The sequence below is a fragment of the Albidovulum aestuarii genome (assembly GCF_029961185.1).
In the GTDB taxonomy this organism is placed as follows: domain Bacteria; phylum Pseudomonadota; class Alphaproteobacteria; order Rhodobacterales; family Rhodobacteraceae; genus Albidovulum; species Albidovulum aestuarii.
The window spans coordinates 39,684-63,777 of record NZ_JASBQQ010000010.1 but is presented as its reverse complement, the minus strand read 5'-3'; the positions used below and the strand labels follow the sequence as shown (position 1 = coordinate 63,777).

Annotated in this window: 24 protein-coding genes; 12 read left to right on the top strand and 12 right to left on the bottom strand. The window is 63.6% G+C overall.

Annotated elements, in window-relative coordinates; genetic code table 11:
* The first annotated feature begins 74 nt into the window (after positions 1-74).
* The 4 genes from puuE (at position 75) to QKW60_RS18655 (ending at position 4,283) form a co-directional block, all read left to right on the top strand.
* The gene (gene puuE / locus QKW60_RS18670) at positions 75-1,490 is read left to right on the top strand and encodes an allantoinase PuuE (RefSeq protein ID WP_282370940.1); all 1,416 of its coding nucleotides are present in this window, start codon (positions 75-77) and stop codon (positions 1,488-1,490) included.
* Positions 1,487-2,323, top strand: a complete 837-nt coding sequence (locus QKW60_RS18665) for a bifunctional allantoicase/(S)-ureidoglycine aminohydrolase (RefSeq protein ID WP_282370939.1) — start codon at positions 1,487-1,489, stop codon at positions 2,321-2,323. Before puuE ends, QKW60_RS18665 begins: the two co-directional genes overlap by 4 nt.
* Before the next feature lie 71 nt (positions 2,324-2,394).
* A complete protein-coding gene (locus tag QKW60_RS18660) occupies positions 2,395-2,889 on the top strand; it encodes an ureidoglycolate lyase (RefSeq protein WP_282370938.1) in 495 nt (164 codons plus the stop codon).
* 47 nt (positions 2,890-2,936) lie between these two features.
* A complete protein-coding gene (locus tag QKW60_RS18655) occupies positions 2,937-4,283 on the top strand; it encodes a uracil-xanthine permease family protein (protein ID WP_282370937.1) in 1,347 nt (448 codons plus the stop codon).
* A gap of 45 nt (positions 4,284-4,328) precedes the next feature.
* Here the strand turns inward: QKW60_RS18655 and QKW60_RS18650 are convergent, their stop codons facing one another.
* The 6 genes from QKW60_RS18650 to bhcA form a co-directional block, all read right to left on the bottom strand.
* A complete protein-coding gene (locus QKW60_RS18650) occupies positions 4,329-4,868 on the bottom strand; it encodes a hypothetical protein (RefSeq protein WP_282370936.1) in 540 nt (179 codons plus the stop codon).
* A gap of 92 nt (positions 4,869-4,960) precedes the next feature.
* Positions 4,961-5,947 (bottom strand): type I glyceraldehyde-3-phosphate dehydrogenase, encoded by a 987-nt coding sequence (locus QKW60_RS18645; protein ID WP_282370935.1) that lies wholly within the window; start codon positions 5,945-5,947, stop codon positions 4,961-4,963.
* A 98-nt stretch (positions 5,948-6,045) separates the two neighbouring features.
* Positions 6,046-7,005, bottom strand: a complete 960-nt coding sequence (gene bhcD, locus QKW60_RS18640; RefSeq protein ID WP_282370934.1) for an iminosuccinate reductase BhcD — start codon at positions 7,003-7,005, stop codon at positions 6,046-6,048.
* Between the two features lie 77 nt (positions 7,006-7,082).
* Positions 7,083-8,246 (bottom strand): 3-hydroxy-D-aspartate aldolase BhcC, encoded by a 1,164-nt coding sequence (bhcC, locus tag QKW60_RS18635; RefSeq protein ID WP_282370933.1) that lies wholly within the window; start codon positions 8,244-8,246, stop codon positions 7,083-7,085.
* A gap of 10 nt (positions 8,247-8,256) precedes the next feature.
* Positions 8,257-9,225, bottom strand: coding sequence for a beta-hydroxyaspartate dehydratase BhcB (gene bhcB, locus QKW60_RS18630; protein ID WP_282370932.1), 969 nt, complete (start codon positions 9,223-9,225; stop codon positions 8,257-8,259).
* Complete coding sequence (gene bhcA / locus QKW60_RS18625) at positions 9,222-10,409, bottom strand: L-aspartate--glyoxylate aminotransferase BhcA (protein WP_282370931.1); 1,188 nt, start codon at positions 10,407-10,409, stop codon at positions 9,222-9,224. The genes bhcB and bhcA overlap by 4 nt, the downstream gene beginning before the upstream one ends.
* A 174-nt stretch (positions 10,410-10,583) precedes the next feature.
* On the opposite strand from bhcA, the gene bhcR reads away from it, so the two are divergent.
* On the top strand, positions 10,584-11,393 hold the full coding sequence (bhcR, locus tag QKW60_RS18620; protein ID WP_282370929.1) for an HTH-type transcriptional regulator BhcR: 810 nt from the start codon (positions 10,584-10,586) through the stop codon (positions 11,391-11,393).
* A 98-nt stretch (positions 11,394-11,491) separates the two neighbouring features.
* Here the strand turns inward: bhcR and QKW60_RS18615 are convergent, their stop codons facing one another.
* The 3 genes from QKW60_RS18615 to QKW60_RS18605 form a co-directional block, all read right to left on the bottom strand.
* Complete coding sequence (locus tag QKW60_RS18615; RefSeq protein WP_282370927.1) at positions 11,492-11,977, bottom strand: hypothetical protein; 486 nt, start codon at positions 11,975-11,977, stop codon at positions 11,492-11,494.
* Positions 11,978-11,992: 15 nt separating this feature from the next.
* The gene (locus QKW60_RS18610; protein WP_282370925.1) at positions 11,993-13,963 is read right to left on the bottom strand and encodes a protein meaA; all 1,971 of its coding nucleotides are present in this window, start codon (positions 13,961-13,963) and stop codon (positions 11,993-11,995) included.
* 123 nt (positions 13,964-14,086) lie between these two features.
* Positions 14,087-14,713, bottom strand: coding sequence for a hypothetical protein (locus tag QKW60_RS18605; RefSeq protein ID WP_282370923.1), 627 nt, complete (start codon positions 14,711-14,713; stop codon positions 14,087-14,089).
* 180 nt (positions 14,714-14,893) lie between these two features.
* Here QKW60_RS18605 and QKW60_RS18600 point away from each other — a divergent pair, with 180 nt between their 5' ends.
* The 6 genes from QKW60_RS18600 to QKW60_RS18575 all read left to right on the top strand — a co-directional run bounded on the left by QKW60_RS18600 (position 14,894) and on the right by QKW60_RS18575 (position 21,200).
* A complete protein-coding gene (locus QKW60_RS18600) occupies positions 14,894-16,321 on the top strand; it encodes a 1-acyl-sn-glycerol-3-phosphate acyltransferase (protein ID WP_336619176.1) in 1,428 nt (475 codons plus the stop codon).
* A gap of 96 nt (positions 16,322-16,417) precedes the next feature.
* Positions 16,418-17,710 carry a crotonyl-CoA carboxylase/reductase gene (ccrA, locus tag QKW60_RS18595; RefSeq protein ID WP_282370919.1) on the top strand — a complete coding sequence of 431 codons (1,293 nt, stop codon included), beginning with the start codon at positions 16,418-16,420 and terminating at the stop codon, positions 17,708-17,710.
* Between the two features lie 340 nt (positions 17,711-18,050).
* On the top strand, positions 18,051-18,266 hold the full coding sequence (locus QKW60_RS18590; protein WP_282370917.1) for a hypothetical protein: 216 nt from the start codon (positions 18,051-18,053) through the stop codon (positions 18,264-18,266).
* Positions 18,211-18,924: a helix-turn-helix transcriptional regulator gene (locus QKW60_RS18585; RefSeq protein WP_282370916.1), complete on the top strand. Its 714-nt coding sequence runs from the start codon at positions 18,211-18,213 to the stop codon at positions 18,922-18,924. The genes QKW60_RS18590 and QKW60_RS18585 overlap by 56 nt, the downstream gene beginning before the upstream one ends.
* 71 nt (positions 18,925-18,995) lie before the next feature.
* Complete coding sequence (locus QKW60_RS18580) at positions 18,996-19,628, top strand: acyl-homoserine-lactone synthase (protein ID WP_282370915.1); 633 nt, start codon at positions 18,996-18,998, stop codon at positions 19,626-19,628.
* Between the two features lie 42 nt (positions 19,629-19,670).
* On the top strand, positions 19,671-21,200 hold the full coding sequence (locus QKW60_RS18575; protein WP_282370914.1) for an ATP-dependent DNA helicase: 1,530 nt from the start codon (positions 19,671-19,673) through the stop codon (positions 21,198-21,200).
* A 46-nt stretch (positions 21,201-21,246) separates the two neighbouring features.
* Here the strand turns inward: QKW60_RS18575 and QKW60_RS18570 are convergent, their stop codons facing one another.
* Complete coding sequence (locus QKW60_RS18570; protein ID WP_282370913.1) at positions 21,247-22,032, bottom strand: HalD/BesD family halogenase; 786 nt, start codon at positions 22,030-22,032, stop codon at positions 21,247-21,249.
* 102 nt (positions 22,033-22,134) lie between these two features.
* On the opposite strand from QKW60_RS18570, the gene QKW60_RS18565 reads away from it, so the two are divergent.
* Positions 22,135-23,019, top strand: a complete 885-nt coding sequence (locus QKW60_RS18565; RefSeq protein ID WP_282370912.1) for a LysR substrate-binding domain-containing protein — start codon at positions 22,135-22,137, stop codon at positions 23,017-23,019.
* On the opposite strand, the gene QKW60_RS18560 is transcribed toward QKW60_RS18565, so the two are convergent.
* Both QKW60_RS18560 and QKW60_RS18555 read right to left on the bottom strand, forming a co-directional pair.
* Entirely contained in the window at positions 23,006-23,326 is a 321-nt protein-coding gene (locus QKW60_RS18560; protein ID WP_282370911.1) for a DUF1244 domain-containing protein, read from the bottom strand. The two genes, QKW60_RS18565 and QKW60_RS18560, sit on opposite strands and share 14 nt — an antisense overlap.
* A 15-nt stretch (positions 23,327-23,341) precedes the next feature.
* Positions 23,342-24,085: an N-formylglutamate amidohydrolase gene (locus QKW60_RS18555; RefSeq protein WP_282370910.1), complete on the bottom strand. Its 744-nt coding sequence runs from the start codon at positions 24,083-24,085 to the stop codon at positions 23,342-23,344.
* Positions 24,086-24,094 lie beyond the last annotated feature (9 nt).

The following is a 24,094-nucleotide window of genomic DNA, read 5'->3' as shown; positions in this document are numbered from 1 at the left end:
GTCTTTCAGTTTTTTATTGATAATGCTCTGGCGGTTGCGAGACTAGGGTCGGGACAGTTTTGGGAATCCTGCAGATGAACCGCTACCCTCGCGATATGTCCGGCCACGGGCCGACCCCTCCTGACGCCAAATGGCCCGGCGGTGCGAAAATCGCCGTCTCGCTCGTGCTGAACTATGAGGAGGGCGGCGAGAACTGCATCCTGCATGGCGATGCGGCGTCAGAGGCGTTCCTGTCGGATATTCCCGGTGCCGCCCAATGGTCGGGCCAGCGCCACTGGAACATGGAATCGATTTACGAATACGGCGCCCGCGCCGGGTTCTGGCGGCTTCACCGTCTCTTCACCGGCATGGATGTCCCGGTCACGATCTACGGCGTCGCCACCGCGCTCGCCCGTTCGCCCGAACAGGTCGCGGCGATGAAATCCGCGGGGTGGGAGATTGCGTCCCACGGGTTGAAATGGGTCGAACACCGGGACATGGCGGAAGACGAGGAACGCCGCCAGATCGCCGAGGCGATCCGGTTGCATACCGAGGTGACGGGCAGCCGCCCGACCGGCTGGTATACCGGGCGCTGTTCGGTCAACACCGTGCGCCTCACCGCCGAGCAGGGACTCGACTGGATTTCCGACACCTATGACGACGACCTGCCCTATTGGCTGGAGGTTGGCGAGCGCGATCAGTTGGTCATTCCCTATACGCTTGAGGCCAATGACATGCGGTTTGCCACCGCGCCGGGCTATATTACGGGCGAGCAGTTTTTCCAGTACCTCAAGGACGCCTTCGATACGCTCTATGCCGAGGGTGAGGCCGGGGCTGCGAAGATGATGAGCGTCGGCCTTCATTGCCGCCTGATTGGGCGGCCTGGCAAGATCGCCGGGCTGAAACGCTTCCTCGACTATGCCAAGGGGCACGCGGGAGTATGGTTCCCCCGCCGCATCGACATCGCCCGCCACTGGGCGAAAACCCATCCGCCGCAGCGGTACGAACGGCCGAGCCGGATGGACAAATCCACATTCGTCGCCCGCTTCGGCGGCATCTTTGAACATTCCCCCTGGATCGCCGAACGCGCCTTCGCGCTCGAACTGGGTCCCGCGCACGACACGGCGACCGGCCTCCATAACGCGCTCGCCCGCATGTTCCGCACGGCCTCCCGCGCCGAACGGCTGGGGGTGCTGACGGCGCATCCCGATCTTGCGGGCAAGCTCGCCGCCGCCAAACGGCTGACGGCAGAGTCCACGGCCGAACAGGCCAGCGTCGGCCTCGACGCGCTGACCGACGCGGAACGGAACGAGTTCACCGACCTCAACAACGCCTACACGACGCGCCACGGCTTCCCCTTCATCATCGCGGTCCGGGACAATACCAAGGCCTCGATCCTCGATGCCTTCCGCCGCAGGCTGGAACAGGACAATGAAACCGAGTTCGACGAGGCTTGCCGTCAGGTCGAACGCATCGCCGAATGGCGTCTGAAGGACATGCTGCCACGATGAGCCCCTATTACGCCCCCGAAGGCGGCCTGCCGCCGCAGACGCAGCTCATGACCGGCCGCGCGGTCTTTACCGAGGCCTATTGCGTGATCCCCAAGGGATGCTTTTCCGACATTGTCACCAGCGCCTTGCCCGGCTGGAAGAACACCCGGCTCTGGCTCATCGCCCGCCCGATGTCAGGCTTTGCTGAAACCTTCAGCCAGTATGTGATGGAGGTCGGCCCCGGCGGCGGGTCGGACTTGCCCGAACCCGATCCGGTCGCCCAAGGCGTGATCTTCGTCACCGATGGCGAGGTGCGGCTCTCGCTCGACGGCACCTGGCATGACCTCGGCACCGGCGGCTACGCCTATATCCCGCCCGGCTGCGACTGGAAGCTGCATAACGGCACCGATCATCCGGCGCGGTTCCACTGGGTCCGCAAGCTCTATGAATATGCGCCGGGCATTGCTGCGCCCAAGGCCTTCGTGACTTCGGACAAGGACGTGAAACCGGTGGCCATGCCCGATACCGGCGGGCGCTGGGCGACCACCCGCTTTGCCGATCCCGACGACATCGCCCATGACATGCATGTCAATATTGTCACCTTCCAGCCGGGCGGCGTGATCCCGTTCGAGGAAACCCATGTCATGGAACACGGGCTGTATGTTTTAGAGGGCAAGGCCGTCTACAAGCTCAACCGCGACTGGGTGGAGGTGGAGGCGGGCGATTTCATGTGGCTCCGCGCCTATTGCCCGCAGGCCTGCTACGCCGCAGGCCCCGGTCCGTTCCGCTATCTCCTTTACAAGGATGTCAACCGCCACGCGAAACTCAGAGGACCCGGCGCGTTCGGGCGCTGATCCTTCACTTTCTGTCCGGAAATACTCCGGGGGTCCGGGGGCAGCGCCCCCGGCCTGAGCCAAGGAAACCGATGACCGAGCCGATCCTGACCGAAAAGCTGACGCCAACCGCCTTCGCCCCGTTCGGCGATGTTCTTGATGCGTCGGGCGACCCTGACCGGATCATCAATCAGGGGCTCTGCGGGCGGTATCATGACCGGGCGCGGCTGGATTTCGGGCCCGGCGGACGGGCGGGGGTCTCGATCTTCAAGGCCGAACCGCGCGCTTTGCCCTACCGGCTCGACATGGTCGAACGGCATCCCGAGGGCTCGCAGGCCTTCATCCCGATGTCGATGGACCCGTTTCTGGTGATTGTTGCTGAAGACGAGGATGGCGTACCGGGCCGCCCGCGCGCCTTTCTGACCGCGCCGGGACAGGGGATCAACCTTCACCGCAATACCTGGCATGGCGTGCTGACACCGCTTAACGCACCGGGCCTTTTCGCGGTCATCGACCGGATCGGCGATACACCCAATCTTCAGGAACACTGGTTCCCGACGCCCTTTCTCGTGGCGTCCAATATCTGACGAGGCCGGTAAACGGCCCGAAACGCGCGAAAAAGAGGGAGAGACCCATGACCGATGTTTCCATCGGGACGCCGGAGCAACTCCGCGATCCCGACTATACACCGCCTTTGGCCAAGGCCGTGCCGCTTGGCATCCAGCATGTGCTGGCGATGTTCGTCTCCAACGTGACACCCGCGATCATCGTCGCGGGCGCGGCGGGGGTGGGTTTCGGCTCGGATGACCTGACGCCGATGCTTTACATGATCCAGATGTCGATGCTCTTTGCCGGCATCGCCACGCTCTTTCAGACCATCGGCATGGGGCCGGTCGGCGCAAGGCTGCCGATCGTGCAGGGGACGAGCTTTGCTTTCGTGCCGATCATGATCCCGGCTGTCGCTGGGCTTGGCACGGCGGGGCTGGCCGGGCTGATGACCGGGGTGGTCATCGGCGGGCTTTTTCATTTCTGCCTTGGCTTCGTCATCGGCCGCATCCGCTATGCGCTGCCGCCGCTTGTCACCGGGCTCATCGTCCTGATGATCGGGCTCGCGCTGATCAAGGTCGGCATTCAATACGCCGCCGGGGGCGTTCCGCTGATCGGCAAGCCGGAATACGGCTCGCTCGCGATGTGGTTTCCGGCGCTCGTGGTGATCGTCGTGACCTTGGCGCTGAAGTTCTTCACCCGCGGCTTCATGGCCGTGGCTGCTGTCCTGATCGGCATCGTCGCGGGCTATGTCGTCGCGGCGATGATGGGGCAGGTGAATTTCGGCCGTATTGGCGGCGCGGCGCTCTTCGCACCCCCTTTGCCCTTCAAATGGGGGTTCGAGATCAATGGCGCGATCATCATCGGCATGTGCCTGATGGCGGTCGTCTCGGCCATCGAGACCGTGGGCGACACGTCGGGCATTACCAAGGGCGGCGCGGGACGTGAGGCGACCGACAAGGAAATCGCGGGGGCGACCTTTGCCGATGGTCTTGGCACGGCGGTGGCGGGTGTCTTTGGCGGATTGCCGAACACCTCCTTCAGCCAGAATGTCGGCCTGATCGCGATGACGGGATTGATGAGCCGCCATGTCGTCACCATCGGCGCGCTCTTCCTCATTGTCTGCGGGCTGATCCCGAAGATCGGTGCAGTGATCCAGACCGTGCCGATCAATGTGCTCGGCGGCGGGGTGATCGTGATGTTCGGTATGGTTGCGGCGGCGGGGGTCAACATGCTGGCCGATGTCGTCTGGAATCGCCGCAACATGGTGATCTTTGCCATCGCGCTCTCAATCGGCTTCGGGTTGCAGCTTGAACCCGGTGCGTTGCAGCACCTGCCGAAAACGGCGCAGATCCTGATAACCTCTGGCCTGCTGCCGACCGCGATCATCGCGATCATCCTGAACCTCGTTCTGCCCGAGACGATCGAGGAGTGATCCAAAGGCAGGTCCGCAGGGCAATCTGGCGTGGCGGCGGCGGATCTAGGCCGTCGCCACGATCTCCACTTCGGCCGCCTCAAGCCGACGCAGCAGCGCCAGACGCCGATAGAGCGGCCACCATTCATAGAGAAACGTCTCGGCCGGCTTCCAGTTCGCGACCCAGCCGAGGATCGACAGACCCTCGCCCAGGAACCGTGCCAGCGGTGTGTCACCCATCAGCGATGGCAGCGACTGCTTTGCCAGAAGGCAGAGGGCAAGCACGCTGAGGCCGATGGCGACATAACGCCGCCCAAGCCTGAACTGTTCGCGTCGGTCGCGCTGGACCGATCCGATCCAATAACCGAAATTCGCGCGGATCGCTGCTGCCACATCGACCGAATTCGCCCGCTCGGCCTCTGACGCAGGCAGATGCAGGCGCAGGCGGAAACGGTGGTCGGACGGATATTCCCGCGCCCAGCCGAGGATGTAGTCGAACGCTTTCTGGTCAAGGTCCCGTTCGTGGAAGGGCGAGGGATCGAGTGTTTCGAACAGCGACTCGATCCGCGTGATGCGGAGGTCGATCGTGGCGGTCGGGGGTGTCACTTGCGGCACCTTTCAGGCTCTGCTCATCGGGTTTGGCCGACATCCTAGCGCAACCGCACCGGGCTGGCCGAGAAATCCTTTGCGGCGGAACGTTAAAGGCTGACCATCAGCCGCGCAGCATCGAGCATGCGGTTGGAAAAGCCCCATTCGTTGTCGTACCAGCCGAAGACCCTGATCAGCCCGCCCGCAGTCACATGGGTTTCGGGCAGCGCCATGACGATGCTTTCGGGCCGGGCCCGAAGATCCGACGAGACGAGCGGCTTTTCGGTCCAGCCGATCACCCCGCCCGCCTCTTGCAGCGCGGCATTCACGGCGGCGCGGTCCGGTTTTGCCCGCGTCATCACCGAAAGATCGACCGCCGAGACCGAGGCGACCGGCACCCGGACCGCCGCGCCCTCGATCCGGCCCGCGATTTCGGGCAGGACCACATCGAGAAGCCGCTGGGCCGAGGTCGTCGTCGGCACCATCGACAAAGCCGCCGCGCGGCTCCGGGCGAACTCGGCCCCGGGCGCATCAACCGTGGGCTGGCTGCCGGTGTAGCAGTGGATCGTCGTCATCCAGCCGGTTTCCACACCCCATTGCCGCTCGATCAGCCGGGCGAGGGGCGCGAGCGCATTGGTGGTGCAGGACGCGTTCGAGACGATGCGGTGATCGGGGGACAAACGCTCCTCGTTCGCGCCGATCACGAGCGTGAAATCCGCCGTTTTCGAGGGCCCGGAAACCAGCACCCGCCCGGCACCGGCCCTAAGCCCCGCCTCGGCGAAGGAGCGTTCGCCGCCGAGCCCGGTGCATTCCATGACGATATCGATGCCGGAAAGGTCGAGCGTCGACAGGTCGCGGGTGCCGGTCAGCCGGATGTGCCGCCCGTTGACCGTCAGGGCCCCATCGGTCAGCTGCACCTCGCCCGCCCATGGGCCGAAGGTGCTGTCATATTCAAAGAGATAGGCCGCCATTTCGGGCCGCGCGATGTCGTTCACCGCAACGATGTCGATATCGGCATGGGCAGGGTCGGACAGGGCCGCGCGCAGCATCGACCGCCCGATCCGGCCAAAGCCGTTGATTGCCACCCGAACCGTCATGCATGGTCTCCGACTGCCCGCTTTATGCTCTCAAAGCACGAAGGCGCGCCGTCCGAAACCCCGAATTTGTACCCGATACGCGGGGGCAGTGTCCGCGTTCAGACATCGACCTTGATGGCAAGGCCCCTCTCTTCGGCGATGCGCACGGCTGTGCTGGCGACGGCGAGGTCTTGGAGGCCGACGCCTGTGCCGTCGAAGAGGGTGATCTGGTTGTCCGACTGCCGCCCCTCAGCCAGACCGGCGATAACCGCGCCGATGGGGGTGATGGCTTCGGCGCGGATCAGCCCGGCGGCGACGGCGTGCTGGGCCTCGCCGATGGTGACGGATTGGGCCACTTCGTCGGTGAAGAGGCGGGCGCGGGCGAGGAGGGCGGGTTCCACCTCCTGCTTTCCCTTGGTGTCGGTTCCCATACAGGCCAGTTGCGTGCCGGGGCTGACATGGGCGGACATCAGCGATGCGGCGGGCGAGGAGGTGATGGTGACGATCACGTCGGCCTCGGTCATCCGGTCGAGCGTGACCGCCTCGAACGGCAGGCCGAGTTCGGCGGCGACCTCACCGAGCTTCGGCAGCATGTCCGGGTGGTAGTTCCAGGCGATGACCTTCTCGAACTCCCGCACCTTGGCGGCGGCGCGAAGCTGGAACTGCGCCTGATGACCGGCGCCGACCATGCCCAGTACCTTCGCATCCGTCCGCGCCAGCCGGTCGATGGAAATGGCCGAGGCGGCGGCGGTGCGCAAAGCGGTCAGAAGGTTGCCGCCGACCATCGCGGTGGGCCGCCCGGTCTCGGGATCGAAGAGGAAGACCGAGGACTGGTGGTTGATCAAACCCTTCGCGGCATTGCCGGGGAAATAGCCCCCGGCCTTCACCCCCATCACCCCGCCCGCGCGGTCAAGGCCCGACTTGAACCCGTATTGCCGCCCCTCGCCCAAGGCCTCGCGGATGACCGGGAAGTTATAGGCCTCATCCCGCGCCATGGCGGCGAAGCAGGCCTCGATGGCGCCAAAGGCGTCTTCGGCGGTGACGAGCCCGGCGATCAGGGCCTCGGGGACGATGAGCATGGCGCACCTTTCAGTCATAGAGTGTCGTAACAAAAGAGGGCCGGGCGTACCCGGCCCACAGTCTCAGGGAGGTTTTCTCAGTAAGCCTTGCCACGGGCCGAGACCGGCCAGACGGTTTCGACCTTGCCGTTCCGTACGCCCACGTACCAGTCGTGGACATTGCAGGTCGGGTCGCAATGGCCAGGCACCAGTTTCAGCTTGTCATTGACCTTCAGGGCCCCATTCGGGTCCTCGACCACGCCATGTTCGTCCGAGCATTTGATGTATTTCACGTCATCCCGGCCATAGACGAAGGGCAGGCCGCTATCGACCGACTGCGCTTTGAGACCCGCATCCACAATGGCCTTGTCGGCCTTGGCATGGCTCATCACGCTGGTCAGGATGAAGAGCGCGTTTTCCCATTCGCCCTGATCAATGCGCTTGCCATCCTTGTCGAGGATGCGACCGTAATCGGCATCCATGAAGGCGTAGGAACCGCATTGAAGTTCGTTGTAAACGCCGGAATTCGACTCAAAATAATAGCTGCCGGTGCCACCGCCGGAGACCAGCTCCGGTTCCAGCCCGTTGGCCTTCAGCCCCTGAACCGCATCCTTGACCATGGCGACGGCGGTATCGAGTTTCGCCTTGCGGTCCTCGTATTTGTCCATGTGCTGCATCGCGCCCTGATAGGCCTGAATGCCGGTGAACTTCAGCCCCGGAGCTGCATCGACCGCCTTGGCGATGGCGACCACATCCTGCGTCGTTGTCACGCCGCAGCGCCCCGCGCCACAGTCGATCTCGATAAAGACCTCCAGTTCGGTGCCATGTTTCTGAGCTGCCGCCGACAGGTCGGCCACGTTGTCCAGATCGTCGACACAGACGATGATCCGGGAGCCCAGTTTCGGCAGCCGCGCCAGCCGGTCGATCTTGGCCGGATCGCGCACCTGATTGGAGACGAGCACATCCTTGATGCCGCCGCGGACAAAAACTTCCGCCTCGCTAACCTTCTGACAACACACACCTATCGCGCCGCCGAGGCTTTCCTGAAGCTTCTGCACATCGACCGATTTGTGCATCTTGCCGTGGCTGCGGTGGCGCATCCCGTGGGCCTTGGCATAGTCGCCCATCTTCTTCACATTGCGCTCCAAAGCGTCGAGGTCGAGGATCAGGCAGGGCGTCTGGATATCGGCCTCATCCATGCCGGGCTTGGCGGGAATGTCGTAGCCGACTTCGAAATCTGCGTAACGGTCCTGAGCGTTCATTTTCTTCTCCTTAGCCCTGCATCCAGGGCAGTTTGTCCAGATCGACATTGCCGCCGGTGATGATCACCCCGACGCGCTTGCCGCGGAAATGGTCCTTGTTTTTCAGGATGGTGGCGAGCGGCACGGCCGAGGACGGCTCCATCACCACCCGCAGGTGCTTCCAGATCAGCTTCATCGCATCAATGATCTCGGGGTCGGAGGCGGTGAAGATGTCGCTGACATGGGTCTTCACGAAATGCCAGGTCAGGTCTTTCAGAGGCACCAGAAGCCCGTCGGCAATAGTCTTCGGCGCGTCATCGGCGATGATGTGACCGGCCTTGAAGCTCCTGTAGGCGTCATCGGCCTGCTCCGGTTCGGCGGCGATGACCTTCGTCTCGGGCGCGAGCGTCGAGAGCGTCAGGCAGGTGCCCGAGATCATGCCGCCACCGCCGATGGGGGCGACGACGAAATCGAGGCCGTTGGTCTGCTCGACCAGCTCCTTTGAGCAGGTCCCTTGCCCGGCGATCACGCGGGGGTCGTTGTAGGGATGGACGAAATCGCCCCCGGTCTCGGCCTGCACCTTGGCGAAGGTCTCCTCGCGCGATGAGGTGGAGGGTTCACATTCGGTGATCCGCCCGCCGTAGCGGCGCACGGTGTCTTTCTTTGCCTGCGGCGCGGTGCGCGGCATCACCACGTTGCAGGGAATGCCGCGCAGCATCGCCGCATAGGAAAGGCAGGAGGCATGGTTGCCGGATGAATGGGTTGCCACCCCGGCCTTGGCCTGTTCGTCGGAAAGGCCAAAGACCGCGTTGGTCGCGCCCCGCACCTTGAAAGCGCCCGGTTCCTGAAAGTTTTCGCATTTGAAGAAGAGTTGGCAGCCTGTCAGCTCATTCAGGTAGTCCGAGGTCCGGACCGGCGTGCGGCGGATATGCGGCTTGATACGCTCATGCGCGTCCAGCATGTCCTGATAGGAAGGGATATACATGTCCAAGTCCTTCATGCAGCGGCCTTTTTTGCGGGCGCGCCGTGGCGGTACCAATCCTGCGCGGCGGCGACACCAGAGCCGAGTCGGATCGGCAGGCCAAGGTCGGCCATGACCATTTCGGCAGCGGCGATGCCGGAAAGGGCCATCACATCGGTCATCGAACCGAGATGCCCGATGCGGAAGACCTTGCCCGCGACCTCGCCGAGCCCCGTTCCGAAAGCTACACCATACTCCTTTGCGGCGCGTGCGACGATATCGGTGGCGTTGAAGCCCTCCGGCGTGCGGATGGCGCTGACCGTATCGGAATAGAGGTCGGGCGATGCAGCGCAAAGCTTCAGACCCCAGGCATTGACGGCGCGGCGCACGCCTTCGGCGATGCGGTGGTGGCGGGCGAAGACATTGTCGAGCCCTTCAGCCAGAAGCATGTCGCTGGCCAGCTTCAACCCGTTCAGAAGGCCGACAGCGGGCGTATAGGGATAGCCATTCGCGGCGTAGCTTTTCTCCATGTCGCGGATGTCGAAGAAGGTGCGGGGCAGGGTGGCCGACTTGCCCGCCGCCATTGCCTTGGCCGAAAAACCGAGGATGGCGAGGCCTGCGGGCAGCATGAAGCCCTTCTGGCTGCCGGTCACGGCGATATCGACACCCCAGTCGTCCATGCGGAATTCCATCGAGCCGATGGAGGACACGCCATCGACGAAGAGCATCGCGGGGTGCTTGGCGCTGTCCATCGCCCGGCGGACGGCGGCAATGTCAGAGCGGACACCGGTCGCGGTTTCATTATGCGTCGCCAAAACCGCCTTGATTTGATGGCCTTTGTCGGCTGTCAGGATCGCCTCGAAACGGGCGGCGGGGATGCCCTCGCCCCAAGGCGTTTCGACCACCTCGACCTCCAGCCCATGGCGGCGGCACATGTCGATCCAGCGGTGGGAGAACATGCCATTCCGGGCGGCAAGGACCTTGTCGCCCGCCGAGAGCGTGTTGGTCAAAGCGGTTTCCCAGCCGCCGGTGCCGGTGGAGGGGAAGAGAAAGATCTCGGCCGAGTCCGACCGTAGCACCTGTCGCACATTGGCCCGCGCGGGGTGCAGCATCTCGCCAAAGAGCGGCGAGCGGTGGTCGATCGTCGGCATGTCGCAAGCTTTGCGGATCGCCTCGGGGATATTCGTCGGGCCGGGAATGAAGACCGGGTTCTGGAAGGACATGGCGTGCCTCTTTGCAGGGATGCTGCAAATTTAGACTCTTGCCGTCTCGGAGCGCAATTTTTTCGAAAACATTTTTCGCAATGTGAAAAATATACTTTCCGTATTGAAAAATAAGAAAAATTTGTTTTTCATGTGTCGAAATCGTTTTTCGATCATGCAAAGAAAGGGCCCAGAATGGCCGAATCCCGCCCCCGGGGCCGCCCGAAAAGTTTCCATGACAAGACGGCCGACAATACGATCCAGTCGCTTGACCGCGCACTGATGATCCTGACCTCGGTCAGCGAGGCGGGCGGGCTGACGCTGTCGGAACTCGCCAGCCGGACGGGGCAGTCGGCGCCGACCGTTTACCGGGTGCTGACCACGTTCCAGACCCATGGTTTCGCCGAGATGGAGGAGCCCGGGCAGCTTTGGCATGTGGGGGGCGGGGCGTTTCGGGTGGGGTCGGCCTTTCTGCGCCGGACCAAGGTGGCTGAGCGGGCGCGGCCGGTGATGGACCGGCTGATGCGGGCGACCGGCGAGACGGCCAATCTGGGTGTCGAGATGCGCGATCAGGTCCTGTTCCTGAGCCAGGTCGAGACGCATGAGACGATCCGCGCCTTCTTCCCGCCCGGCACGCTGGGGCCGATGCATGTCTCGGGCATCGGCAAGGCGCTTCTGGCCTGGTATCCAGAGGCGCGGATTTTATCCATTGCAAAGAATGGCTTGCCGCGTTTTACCGAACGGTCCGTGGGCGAGGTTGAGGACCTGCTGGCCGACCTTGCCGCAACCCGCGCGCGGGGATATGCGCTGGATGACGAGGAGCGGGCAGAAGGGATGCGCTGCGTCGCTGCCCCGATCTTCAATGCTTATGGCGAGCCGGTGGCGGGGCTGTCGGTCTCGGGCCCTGCCTTCCGTCTGCCGCTGGAGCGAACCGGAGAGATCGGCGAAATGGTGCGGGCCGCCGCCGACGAGGTTACAGCGACGACCGGGGGAAGAAGCCCGTGACCGGACCGGGAAATCCGCGATCGGCGAAGCGTCGGCAAACTGTCGGCAAAACGTATGGCAACGTGTCGGGCGCGGTGACGGGCCGACCCTAATGAAGGTCACGCGAAAGACCGCGCCTCTTCCAGATAGCGGTGCAGGTAGGACAGGCTGTTCCCGTCGCCTGCCAGTTCGGCCCGGGCGAAGTCGATGATCGCGACTTCATGCGCGATCAGAAGGTCGGCATGGGGGCGGAAGTCGGGATTGACGGCGGCGCGGATCCCTTTGAACTCCGTCACATAGGCGTCGTAGCCGTCCCGCATGCTGGTCAGAAATTCGGTCCAGCTGCTGCCGCGCAACGCTTCGGCGTCGTCGCGCCCTTCGCGCACAAGCTCTTCGGCGCTGCGCGGATGCAGCCCCGCCGCGTCGAGCACGGGCCGGAACAGGCGCGCGGTCACGACCTCCATTTCGGCGATCAGCATCAGCGCTTCGCTGGCGCGGCCGTCATGCTGTTCGGCAAGCGCGGCGAAATAGGCCTCGCCCGAAACCTCTTCCTCATAGGCGGTCAGAAGGGATTCGTTCGCATCCGCAAATACCCGGGGCTTCACCGCGTGTCCCTCTCGTTACTCTGCCGCTACAGCTTTTGGTTCGGCGAGCGCCACGATGTCGAACATGATCCGGTTCAGTTCGAAATCCTTTGGCGTATAGACACGGGCGACGCCCATTTCGCGCAGCCTTGCGGCGTCTTCGTCGGGGATGATGCCGCCGACGACGACGGGGATGTGGCCAAGGCCCGCCTCGCGCATCCGCTCCATCACCTCGGCAATCAGGGGCAGGTGGCTGCCCGACAGGATCGAGAGGCCGACGACATGGGCGTCCGCCTCTCCCGCTGCCGCGACAATCTCGGAGGGTGTCAGGCGGATGCCTTCGTAGTTGATCTCCATCCCGCAGTCGCGGGCGCGGGCGGCGATCTGTTCGGCGCCGTTGGAATGGCCGTCAAGGCCGGGCTTGCCCATGAGGAACGACAGGCGACGGCCAAGCCGGGTGGAGACCTGATCCACCGCATCGCGGATATCGTCGAGCCCTTCGGTGCGGTTTGAGGGGTTTTTCGACACGCCGGTCGGCCCCCGGTACTGGCCATGGACCTGGCGCATGACGCCCGCCCATTCGCCGGTGGTGACACCCGCCTTGGCGCAGGCGACGGAGGCGGGCATGACATTCTGGCCCGCCGAGGCAGCGGCCCGCAGATCGGCGAGTGCGGCATCGACTGTGCCCTGATCGCGGGCCCCGCGCCAGTCGTTGAGGCGCGCGACCTGATCGACCTCCACCGCCGGATCGACGGTCAGGATCGATCCGTCGCCCGCGGTCAGGGGCGAAGGCTCGGCCTCTGTCCACTTGTTCACGCCGACGACGGTGGTCTCGCCCGCCTCGATCCGGGCGATACGCTCGGAGTTGGACTCTACGAGCCGCCCCTTCATGTAGTCGATTGCGGCGATGGCGCCGCCCATGGCGTCGAGCGTCTTCAGCTCGTCCCGCGCGCCTTCCTTCAGCGCCTCGACCTTGGCGGTGATCGCCGGGTTGCCGTCGAAAAGGTCGCCATATTCCAGAAGGTCGGTTTCATAGGCAAGGATCTGCTGCATCCTGAGCGACCATTGCTGGTCCCACGGGCGGGGCAGACCAAGGGCCTCGTTCCAGGCGGGAAGCTGAACTGCCCGGGCGCGGGCGTTTTTGGAGAGCGTCACCGCGAGCATTTCCAGCAGGATGCGGTAGACGTTGTTTTCGGGCTGTTGTTCGGTCAGGCCGAGGGAGTTCACCTGCACGCCGTAGCGGAAGCGGCGGTATTTTTCTTCCTCGATCCCGTAGCGTTCAAGGCAGATCTCGTCCCAGAGCTCGGTGAAGGCGCGCATCTTGCAAAGCTCGGTGACAAAGCGGATGCCGGCGTTCACGAAAAAGGAAATGCGGCCGACCATGGCGGGGAAGCCTTCGGCCGGGACCTTGCCCTTGAGGCCGTCAAGAACCGCGATACCGGTGGCCAAGGCGAAGGCCAGTTCCTGTTCCGGTGTCGCGCCTGCCTCTTGCAGATGATAGGAACAGACATTCATCGGGTTCCATTTCGGCAGGTGTTCCGCCGTATAGGCCGCGACATCGGTGATCATCTTCAGGGAGGGTTTCGGCGGGCAGATATAGGTGCCTCGGCTGAGGTATTCCTTCACCAGATCGTTCTGCACGGTGCCTTGCAGGGCCGCGACATCGGCCCCCTGTTCCTCGGCCACCGCGATGTAGAGCGCCAGAAGCCACGGCGCGGTCGCGTTGATCGTCATCGAGGTGTTCATCTGCTCAAGGGGAATGTCCTTGAACAGGGTCCGCATGTCGCCGAGATGGCAGACCGGTACACCGACCTTGCCGACCTCGCCCTTGGCAAGCTCATGGTCGCTGTCATAGCCGGTCTGGGTCGGCAGGTCGAAGGCGACCGACAAGCCTGTCTGCCCCTTGGCGAGGTTCGCGCGGTAGAGCGCGTTCGACTTTTCTGCCGTCGAATGGCCCGCATAGGTGCGGAACAGCCAGGGGCGATCACGCTCGTTCTGGACGGTCATTGGCAAAACCTCGCGGCAACATAATTCCTTGGTGGCGAACCTAGACGGAAGAATGTTGCGCGTCCAGATGCTGCGGTGCAAAAAATTCAGAGCCGCACCGCAGCACCAAGGCTTTCGAAACGGTCAGTTCGAGGCGAAACAGTACAGGAGCCCGTCACCACCGGTGCCGCGCAAGGCCTCCAGCCCGCATCCGCCGCGCGAGGAATGCGAGGAGTTCCACGATTTCGCGGCGTCCGATTCGTCGAGGCCCATCCGGTCGTGATGGCCAACCATGCCAGCGGTGGTCTCGGCATCCGAGGTCCAATCCTCGCAAGTCGCGCCCTCGGCCACTGTGCCGTCCGGCAGAGACCCGGTCAGGATATCGTGGCGGTTCGGGCTGTCGCCGCGCCCGTTCACGACCTCACCCTTCTCATTCAGGCCGGTTTCTTTGGTCAGGTTGTTGTCGGCGCTGTGCAACTGGTCCACGCTTTCGGCGATGGTGACGCCTGCGGCGTTCATCCACGGCCCGGCACCGATCCGGTCGCGGGCATTCTCACTGCTGGTCGAGAGGTAAGCGTGCCATGACTTGCCAGAGACACCCGCCGCCTCGGCAAGCGCGGCGCAATGAGCATCCGCACCTTCGATCCCGCCAAAATTGCCGCCAGTGCCGGGGTTTTCGCTGGTGATGAAGAAGCTCATCCCTGCATCCTGCGCGGTTGCGGTGCTTGCCCCGAGTGCCATCGCGGCGGCCAGAATGATGCGCATCGTCATATCGAGTGCCTCCCTGTTGCTGTTACTTTTTTGAAAGGGAGATGGTAGCGGACTGAGCGGGTATGGACAGTCTCAAAGGTTGCACTGGCCCTGTGAAACTTTGCGGATTTCCCGTGGTCTGATGTCCGCGATTTACGTGACGCGGATTTCCTGCCAGTTTTCCTCACGATGCTGCAACCGGTGACGCTGCCCCTTTGGCTTTTCGTGCTGATCCTCGTCTTCGCCGGGGTGACGTTCGCATCGCATTTCCTGTTTCCGTCGGTGCGCTGGTTCTTTCGCCACCGGATGGAGCGGGTTGTGGCCAAGCTGAACACGCGGTTGGAACGGCCGATCCAGCCCTTTAAGCTGATGAAGCGGCCCGACATGATCATCCGGCTGGCCCATGACCCGAAAGTGGCCGAGGCAATCGCGGCAGAGGCGGCCGAGACGGGCATTCCCGAAACCGTGCATCTTGAACGCGCGCGGCGCTATGCGCGCGAGATCGTGCCGGGCTTTTCGGCTTCGGTGTATTTCGGCTTTGCTGCGCGGGCGGCGAAATGGCTGGCGCGTCTGATCTACCGCGTCCGGGTCGGGCAGTTCGATGCGGAGGCGATTGCCGGGATCGACAAGGGCGACACGGTGGTTTTCGTCATGAACCACCGGTCGAACATGGATTACGTGCTGGTGACCTATCTTGCCGCCAGCCGCTCTGCCCTGTCCTACGCGGTTGGAGAATGGGCGCGGGTCTGGCCTTTGTCGTGGCTGATCCGCTCGGCGGGGGCCTATTTCATCCGGCGCAAGTCCGGCAACCAACTCTATCGCCGGGTGCTGGCGCGTTATGTACAGATGGCCACTGAAGAGGGCGTGACACAGGCGATCTTTCCCGAAGGGGGGCTGAGCCTCGATGGCCGGGTCGGCACGCCGAAGCTTGGGATCCTGTCCTATATCGTCGATGGCTACCGCGAGGGCGGGCGGGATGTCGTCTTCGTGCCGGTCTCGCTGTCCTATGACCGGATCATCGAGGACCGGGTTCTGGTCGCGGCCCATGCGATGGGAGTCCGGCGGTTCCGCGCCTCTTTCTGGTCGATCCTTAAATTCGTCGGGCGGCAGGTACGCCGCGTGCTGAGCGGGCGGTTCGAGAAATTCGGCGTGGCCTCGGTCAGTTTCGGCGCGCCTTTGTCGCTGGCCGAGTTCCTGCGCGTTCCGCATGAGGATGTGACCGCCGAGCTGGCCGACGAGATGATGGCGCGCATCGCCCGCAATGTCTCGGTCCTGCCGGTGCCGCTGATTTCGGCCGCCATAGGCGAGGATACGGATCTGCCGATGGATGCGTTGACCAAGCGGGTGGAGGCGCTGGCGGAGCGCCTTGGCGCGGCGGGTGCGTATCTTGAACTGCCGGACGGGTCGGTGGACAAGGCGGTCAAGCGGGCGCTGGACATCCTGACCTTGCGCAAGATCGTGCGGCGCGAGGGCGGGCGGATCACCGTGCCGCCGAAGGACCGGGCGCTGATCGGGTTCTATGCCGCCGCCGTAGAGCAGCATCTTGCTGCACCTGCGGCATCAAAAACCGGGAAAATCCCGCCGAAACGCAACGTTCGTCATCCGGCGGGACATAAAATTACAAAATAACTACCGCAACCTATTGCAATGTTACCGCGCCGATCCTATTCCATGCCTTGAGCCCGCGTTGATTCTGCGATGCGGCGAAGATGTCAGGAGAGGTAGATGGCCTTGGATACGCAAACCGAAATCGCGCCCTACGACGCGCCCGAAAAAGACCTCTACGAGATCGGCGAGATGCCGCCTTTGGGCCATGTGCCGAAGCAGATGTATGCCTGGGCGATCCGGCGCGAGCGCCATGGCGAGCCCGAAACCGCGATGCAGGTCGAGGTCGTCGATACCTGGAAGCTGGACAGCAACGAGGTGCTGGTTCTGGTGATGGCGGCGGGCGTCAACTACAACGGCGTCTGGGCCAGCCGGGGTGAGCCGATCAGCCCCTTCGATGTGCACAAGCAGGATTATCACATCGCCGGGTCCGATGCCTCGGGCATCGTCTGGGCCGTGGGCGAGAAGGTCAAGCGCTGGAAGGTCGGCGACGAGGTCGTCATCCACTGCAACCAGGATGATGGCGACGACGAACACTGCAATGGCGGCGACCCGATGTTTTCGCCAAGCCAGCGGATCTGGGGCTATGAGACCGGCGACGGATCGTTTTCGCAGTTCACCCGCGTGCAGGCGCAGCAGTTGATGCCGCGTCCCAAGCACCTGACCTGGGAAGAATCCGCCTGCTACACGCTGACGCTGGCCACAGCCTACCGGATGCTCTTCGGCCACGCGCCGCATGACCTTCAGCCGGGCCAGAACGTGCTGGTCTGGGGCGCGTCGGGCGGTCTCGGCTCTTACGCGATTCAGCTCATCAATACGGCGGGCGGCAACGCGATCGGGGTGATCAGCGACGAGAGCAAGCGCGACTTCGTCATGGGGCTGGGCGCCAAGGGCGTGATCAACCGCAACGATTTCAAGTGCTGGGGACAACTGCCCAAGGTCAACAGCCCCGAATACAACGCATGGCTGAAAGAGGCGCGCAAGTTCGGCAAGGCGATCTGGGACATCACCGGCAAGGGCGTCAATGTTGACATGGTCTTTGAGCATCCCGGCGAGGCGACCTTCCCGGTCTCGTCTCTGGTCTGCAAGAAGGGCGGCATGGTCGTGATCTGCGCCGGTACCTCGGGTTTCAACTGCACCTTCGACGTGCGCTACATGTGGATGCATCAGAAGCGCCTCCAGGGCTCGCATTTCGCGCATCTCGCGCAGGCCTCGGCCGCGAACAAGCTGATGCTGGAGCGCCGTCTCGATCCCTGCATGTCCGAGGTCTTCCCCTGGGATGAAATTCCGGCCGCGCATATGAAGATGCGCCGGAACGAGCACAAGCCGGGCAATATGGCGGTGCTGGTGCAGGCGCCGCGTACCGGGCTCCGGACCTTCGAGGACGCTTTGGAGGCGGGTCGGCGGGGCTGATCACGCGACTGGCGGCGTCATTTCGGACGGCTGGAAATACGGAATGGGAACCAGTGCCGCATATTGTGCGGCACTGGCGTCAATATGTGCGACAGAGTTCTGGCGGCAATCGCGGTGGCCAAGATACTAAAAACCGCTCCGCGTTCAGTCTTTCGGGGCCATTTAATTACCCTGGATTTTCGAAATGATAACGAAACTCACTCACGAATCAAATAAAATCAATATGTTATAAAGTTCACCCCCATCATAATCGGGGAGTTGATCGAATAGGTCCGCTAAGGAACATTTTACATGCTGGGGTTGTAGTAGGCTCGCCAAACCACTTTTCACGAGAGTAAAGATGCAATACGAATGGATCCTAGATGTGCTGACCGATCTCAAGGCGTTTGCACAGGCGAACGGATTGTCGTCGTTGGCAGAGCAGCTTGACGACACATCGCTGGTGGCAGCAGGCGAGATCGCTCAGGTGGCGGGGGTGATGGCCGGAGGTTTCGCCGCGAATGCAGGCAAGACTGGCGGAGTTCATAGATCGACTTCAGCGGGCGAAAACGCTTGATGATCTTCAATCGGTGATCCTTGGGCTCAGGGATCACTTCCCGGTCGAACATCTGGTCTATCACTCCGTCAACTCAACCGGCCAGCAATACGCCGTCCTGACCTACGACCCGGCCTGGGTCGAACGTTACGTCGATGAAGACTTCGCACGGATCGACCCGGTCGTGCAGGGATGCTTCCGTCGCTTTCACCCGGTTGACTGGAAACGTCTGGACTGGTCGGGGCGGCTGTCGCGAAACTTTCTGGGCGAGGCCCTCGACGCGGGGGTGGGCAATCAGGGATATTCGGTGCCGATCCGTGGCCCGAACGGCCAGTTCGCCATGTTCACCATCTCTGATCACATGAGTGATACGCGGTGGGAGAAGTTTACCGGCGAATATATGGGTGACCTGATCCTTGTTTCACATTTTGTCAACCAGAAGGCGCTGGAGATCGAGCGGGGAACCGATTTCTACGCGATGCAGAACCTTTCTCCGCGCGAGGTCGATGTTCTGACCATGCTCGCGATGGGGCTGAACCGGGCACAGGCCGCCGACAGTCTGGCCATTTCCGAACATACGCTCCGCGCCTATGTCGAAAGCGCCCGCTTCAAGCTGGGCGCCAGCAACACGACGCAGGCCGTGGCCCGTGCCATCGCCGAAGGTCTTGTGTTGCTTTAACCTTAACGCTGCCCTAGCCGCGAATTAACCAAGTTTCGCTAAGCCCTTCCGTCATCCTGATGGAGGGCACGATGCTGCGATTTCTGACGGCCGAAGAACTCGGCCATTACCCGCTGTTGCGGGACACGATGTTTGCCGACCGCGCGACGCAGTTCCGCGAAAGGCTGGGCTGGGCGGTCAGCGTGGACCGTAACGGGTGGGAGCGCGACGAATATGATGCGTTGAACCCGACCTATGTGATCTGGCAGATGCCGGACGGGCGCCATGGCGGATCGATGCGGTTCCTGCCGACGCTGGGACCGACCATGGTCAACGACCACTTCTCATCGCTGGCGGCCGGGCGCAGGTTCGCCCATCCGAAGGTCTGGGAATGCACCCGGTTCTGTCTTGCCGAACATACCCCGCCGACGACGTCGGCTGCGCTGATGCTGGGCGGCGCGCAGCTTGGTGTCGGCTTCGGGCTGGCGCGGGCGGTCGGGGTGTTCGATGCGCGCATGGTGCGGATCTACCGGCTGCTGGGTTGGCAACCGACCGTGCTGGGCACCGAGGGACAGGGGGCTGATGCGGTCAGCCTTGGCATCTGGGAGTTTTCCGAGGAAATCCGGCGCAAGATGGCGCGCAAGGCGGGCATTTCGCCCGAGGTGTCGCAGCTCTGGTTTAACCGCGCTTTTGGCGATCGCACGGACCTGCCGGCGGCCGGCTAAACCGGCTGGCATCCCCCGGGCGCGGCCTATAGGGTCGCGCCCATGTCCGGGTCCGCCCTTACCTTTTCCGAAGACCAGGCCGAGGCCTGGGACCGCGTCGCCGATGTTCTGGGCAGCGCGGGCGTCGATCTGCTGGGCGGAACGCTGATGCCCGCCGCGACGGGCCGGGCGAGCGTTCTGGCAGTGATTGGCAAGGCCGGATCGGGCAAGACGATGCTCTTGGCCGAACTGACCAAGGCGCTGGATGCCGCCGGGGTCGACACGATCTCGGGCGATTATGAAGGCAAGCGGCGCAAGGACCGGCGCACATTGGCGGTGCTTGCGCCCACCAACAAGGCGGCGAGCGTCTTGCGCGGGCGCGGCGTGCCCGCGACGACGATCCACCGCATCCTCTATACCCCGGTCTATGACCCGGAATACGAAAAGATCGCCGAATGGCTGGCGGGAAATGGCGACCGGCCGACGGTCGAGGGGCTGACCGAAATCGCGCTCGACCGTGCCAAGGCCTTTTACGATCAGGTTAAGTCGATCCCCGGCGCGCTGGCCGCCGCTGGCCTTAGGGGCTCGGATTTCATCAAGGGCTGGAAACGGCGCGAGGACCCGCTGGATATCGGCTTTGTCGATGAGGCGTCGATGCTGGATGAACGCCAGATGGACGACCTGAAGGAAATCTTCCCGACGCTTGTCCTGTTCGGCGATCCGGCGCAGTTGGCCCCGGTGGGTCAGTCAGGCGAGATGGTGTTCGACCGGCTGTCCGAGAGCCGCAAGCTGGTGCTGCACCGCATCCACCGGCAGGAAGAGGACAACCCGATCCTCGATCTTGCCCATGCGCTGGCCGATCCCGACCTGACGTTTGAGGGGTTCGAGCGGATGGTTGAGGCCGCCGCGCGCAAGGATGAGCGCATCCAATGGGCCGAGCGGGTGGATGCCGGTCTGATGGCGCGGTCGCCGGTTCTGGTCTGGCGCAATCAGACCCGTATCCGGCTGATACAGGCGTTCCGGGCGGCCTATGGCGCACCGCCGGACGATCTTCTGCCCGGTGAGCCCCTGATCTGCGACGGGATCGAACTGCCCCTGAAGCACCGCAAGAAGCGCATTGATCTGGAGGCGCGGGGGCTGATCAAGGGCGCGCAGGTCATCTATCTCGGCCCCGGCAAGAAGGCGGGGTTCGCGAAGCTGCATGTGATCGGCGCCGAGGACCCGCAGGTTTCCGCTGCCTCGATCATCAAGATCGAACTGCCGGATGAGGAGGAGCCCTTCATCCCCTCCGCAGCCCATATGGGCGCGGCTTTTCTGCATGGCTCGGCGGTGACGATCCACAAGGCGCAAGGCTCGCAATGGCCTGACGTTCAGGTCTTTGCGCCCGACCTTTTCGTCGCCGCGAAGGTGGGGCGAATGGAGGCGGGGATTCCCTTGTGGAAGCGCCTTGCCTATGTCGCGATCACGCGGGCCGAGACGCGGCTGCACTGGGTTGTCAGGAACCGCCTTGCCCGACCGGCCGAGCCGCTGACCACCGCCGACCTGCCGAAGGGCGTGGCGCCGCTGTCGCTTGTCGCCGAAGCCGAAGAGTGATCCTAGAAGTCGCGGGCCATCTTTTCGGCTGCGAAGACATCACGGTTCATGCCGCGCGCCCGTAAAATCCGATGTTTTCCTCGTCGGTGAAGCGAACACCCGGGCGTTCGTAATATGTCAGGACTGTGATGATCCGCGCGCGGCCGCCCTTCACGGGCGTGACCCGGTGGGCGGTGTTCTTGCCCTTGAAGACGTTGAGTGTGCCCGGCGTCACGGAGAGCCGGTGGAGCATCGGGTCTTCACCGGCCAGAAGTTTCGCGACGCCGTCGTAGTTCGGGTCGTCGTCGCTCCTCAAGTCCGAGCGGTATTCGAACTCGCCGCCTGCTTCGGGGGCTTGCAAGAGAAGGGTCGTGGTGAATTCCGACCGGTCGAAATGCCAGTTCAGCGCCTGACCCTCGTTATAGGACATGAGGTTGACGCAGGCGAGGGGGTCGGCCATCGGATGAAGCTGCGGCTTTTCCATCGTCGCGGCGATGAAACTGGCCAGTTCCGGCCAGCGGTACATCTCGGTCAGCGGGCCTTGGATCTGGTCGCCGCAGAGGGTGCGGTTGCACGTCTCGAACTGGCGCAGGGCGGGGTGATCGGGGGCGAGGCCGGGGATATCCTTCTTGAAATAGATGTTGTGGCGCCGGGCATGGGTGAAGCTCTCGGTGTCGAATTTCGGCGCAAGATCGGCCACGACGGACGCGATCACCTCCGGTCGCATGAACCCTTCGAGGTTGAACATGCCGTTCGCCGCAAGGTCGGCGCGGGCCTGCGTCACCAGTGCCTGCCATTCCGGACTGCCGGGGCGGTGGAGCGTGTAGCGGTCGAGATCGAGGATATGGTGCATCGGGGCCTCCCTTGGATTGCGGCGAGGGTGGCAACGGAAGGGTCACCTTGCAACGGGAGAAAATTTCCCGGAGCATAAGAAAAACTTTCGAGAGATAGGGCAATGCTTCCGCCGCTGAACGCAATGCGGGCTTTTGAGGTCGCCGCCAGAACCGGCAGTTTCGTGCAGGCGGGGGTAGAGCTTGGCGTGACCTCGGCTGCTGTCAGCCAGCAGGTTCGGGCGCTGGAACAGCATCTTGGAAAGCACCTGTTCCTGAGGCAGGGCAACCGGATCACGCTGACCGATGCGGGGCGCGCGATCTATCCACGAATCGAGCAGGCGCTGACCGATCTCGCCTCGGTCGCCGACGAACTGGCCGAAGGGCGCAACCGGGCGCGGCTGGTCGTCTCGGTTTTGCCGAGCGTGGCTGAGTTGTGGCTCGCCCCGGCCATGGTGGGCTTTGCCTCAGACGGAAAGGTGGAAATACGGGTGGAGGATGACCCCGTCGCCTTCGCCCGCGATGGCGTGGACCTGAGGATCACCTATGGCGCGGATTATTATGCCGACCATGTGACGGAGGTGCTGTTCCGGGACCGGATCGTGGCGGTCGCCGCCCCCGGTTTCACAATGCCCGAGGGCGGGGTGGAGGCGCTCCCAGACAGCGCCTTCATCCACACCGACTGGGGACCGGCCTTCGCGACCCAACCGGCGTGGAACGCGTGGTTTGCCGACCGGTTGAGTGATCGGCGGCCCGATCCGGGTGCCGGGCTGAAGGTCGGGATGATCGCGGTCGCAGCCGCGCTTGCCCGTGCCGGTCTGGGGGTCGCGCTGGTGCCCGAGCGCATTGCCGGGGACGATATCCGGTCGGAACGGCTGCTGGTGGTGGAGCCGCATTCACTGCCGATGTCACGCGACTATGTGATGGTCTGGCCAAGCGCGATCGCGCGGCGCACGTTGCTGCGGGCTGTTGTGGCGCATCTGCGGGAAGCGGCCGTCAGGGTTTCGTAGGATCGCCGACGTTCTCGGCAAAGACTTTTTTGAAAACCTCCTGCTTGGCGGCATCGGCTTCGGTCTGGTTCGCCGCGCACCAGTCCTCGTAGGGCATGCCGTAATAGACTTCGCGCGCCTCGTCCTTGGTCATCTCGATGCCGCGTTCGGCGGCGGCCTCCTGATACCAGCGGGCAAGGCAGTTGCGGCAGAAACCGGCGAGGTTCATCAGGTCGATATTCTGCACATCGGCGCGTTTTTCCATCAGATGATGGCGGAGCGTCCGGAAGGCGGCGGCTTCGATCTCGATGCGGGTCTGGTCGTCCATGATCTTCTCCTCGACTCAGAGATTGATATCCGCCAGCGCGGCTTCAAGGATCGGCGCCAGCCGGTCGGCCCAGGCGATCTGGCCGTCCTCGGTGCGGATCAGGTCGTGGCGGATCTCGATCAGCACATTGGGGCGGCCCTTCTTCAGCGCATGCCGGTCGATGGAATCGCCGTCGAGATGGCCGCCGTAAGGTTCGTTTTCGCCCACGTTCAGGTCGGGCTCGGCGCGCAGCCGGTCAAGAATGGCGAGCGACAGTTTCGGGTCGAGGTGGGAATAGAGGATTCCCACCTGCCAGGGCCTGTCGCCGCGCCCGAAAAGCCGGGGCGTGAAGCTGTGGACCGCGCAGATGACGGTATCGCTGCGGCGGATCGCGAGCCCTTCCAGCGCGTCGTGATAGGGCCGGTGGAAGGCGTTCAGGCGGCGCTCGGTTTCGTCGCCATCGACATCGCGGTTCACCGGGATGATCGTCGAGTCGTAAAGCTTCATCACCAGCGTCGGGTCGTCCTCACCCCGGTTGGGGTCGATGACGAGCCGCGAGAAGTCCGAGAGGATCGCAGGCGCGTTCAGCCGCTCGGCCAGTCGCCGCGTTACCCCCGCCGCGCCGATATCATAGGCGATATGGCGTTCCATATCGCCGGGAGAAATGCCGAGGCTGCCGCCGCCGATGCAGTCGGGCACCCGGTTGGTCGCATGATCGCAGGTCACAAGCCAGCGCGAGGGGCGTTCAGCGCCGACGATCTCGAAAGGTTGTGTCGTCATCTCACCGTC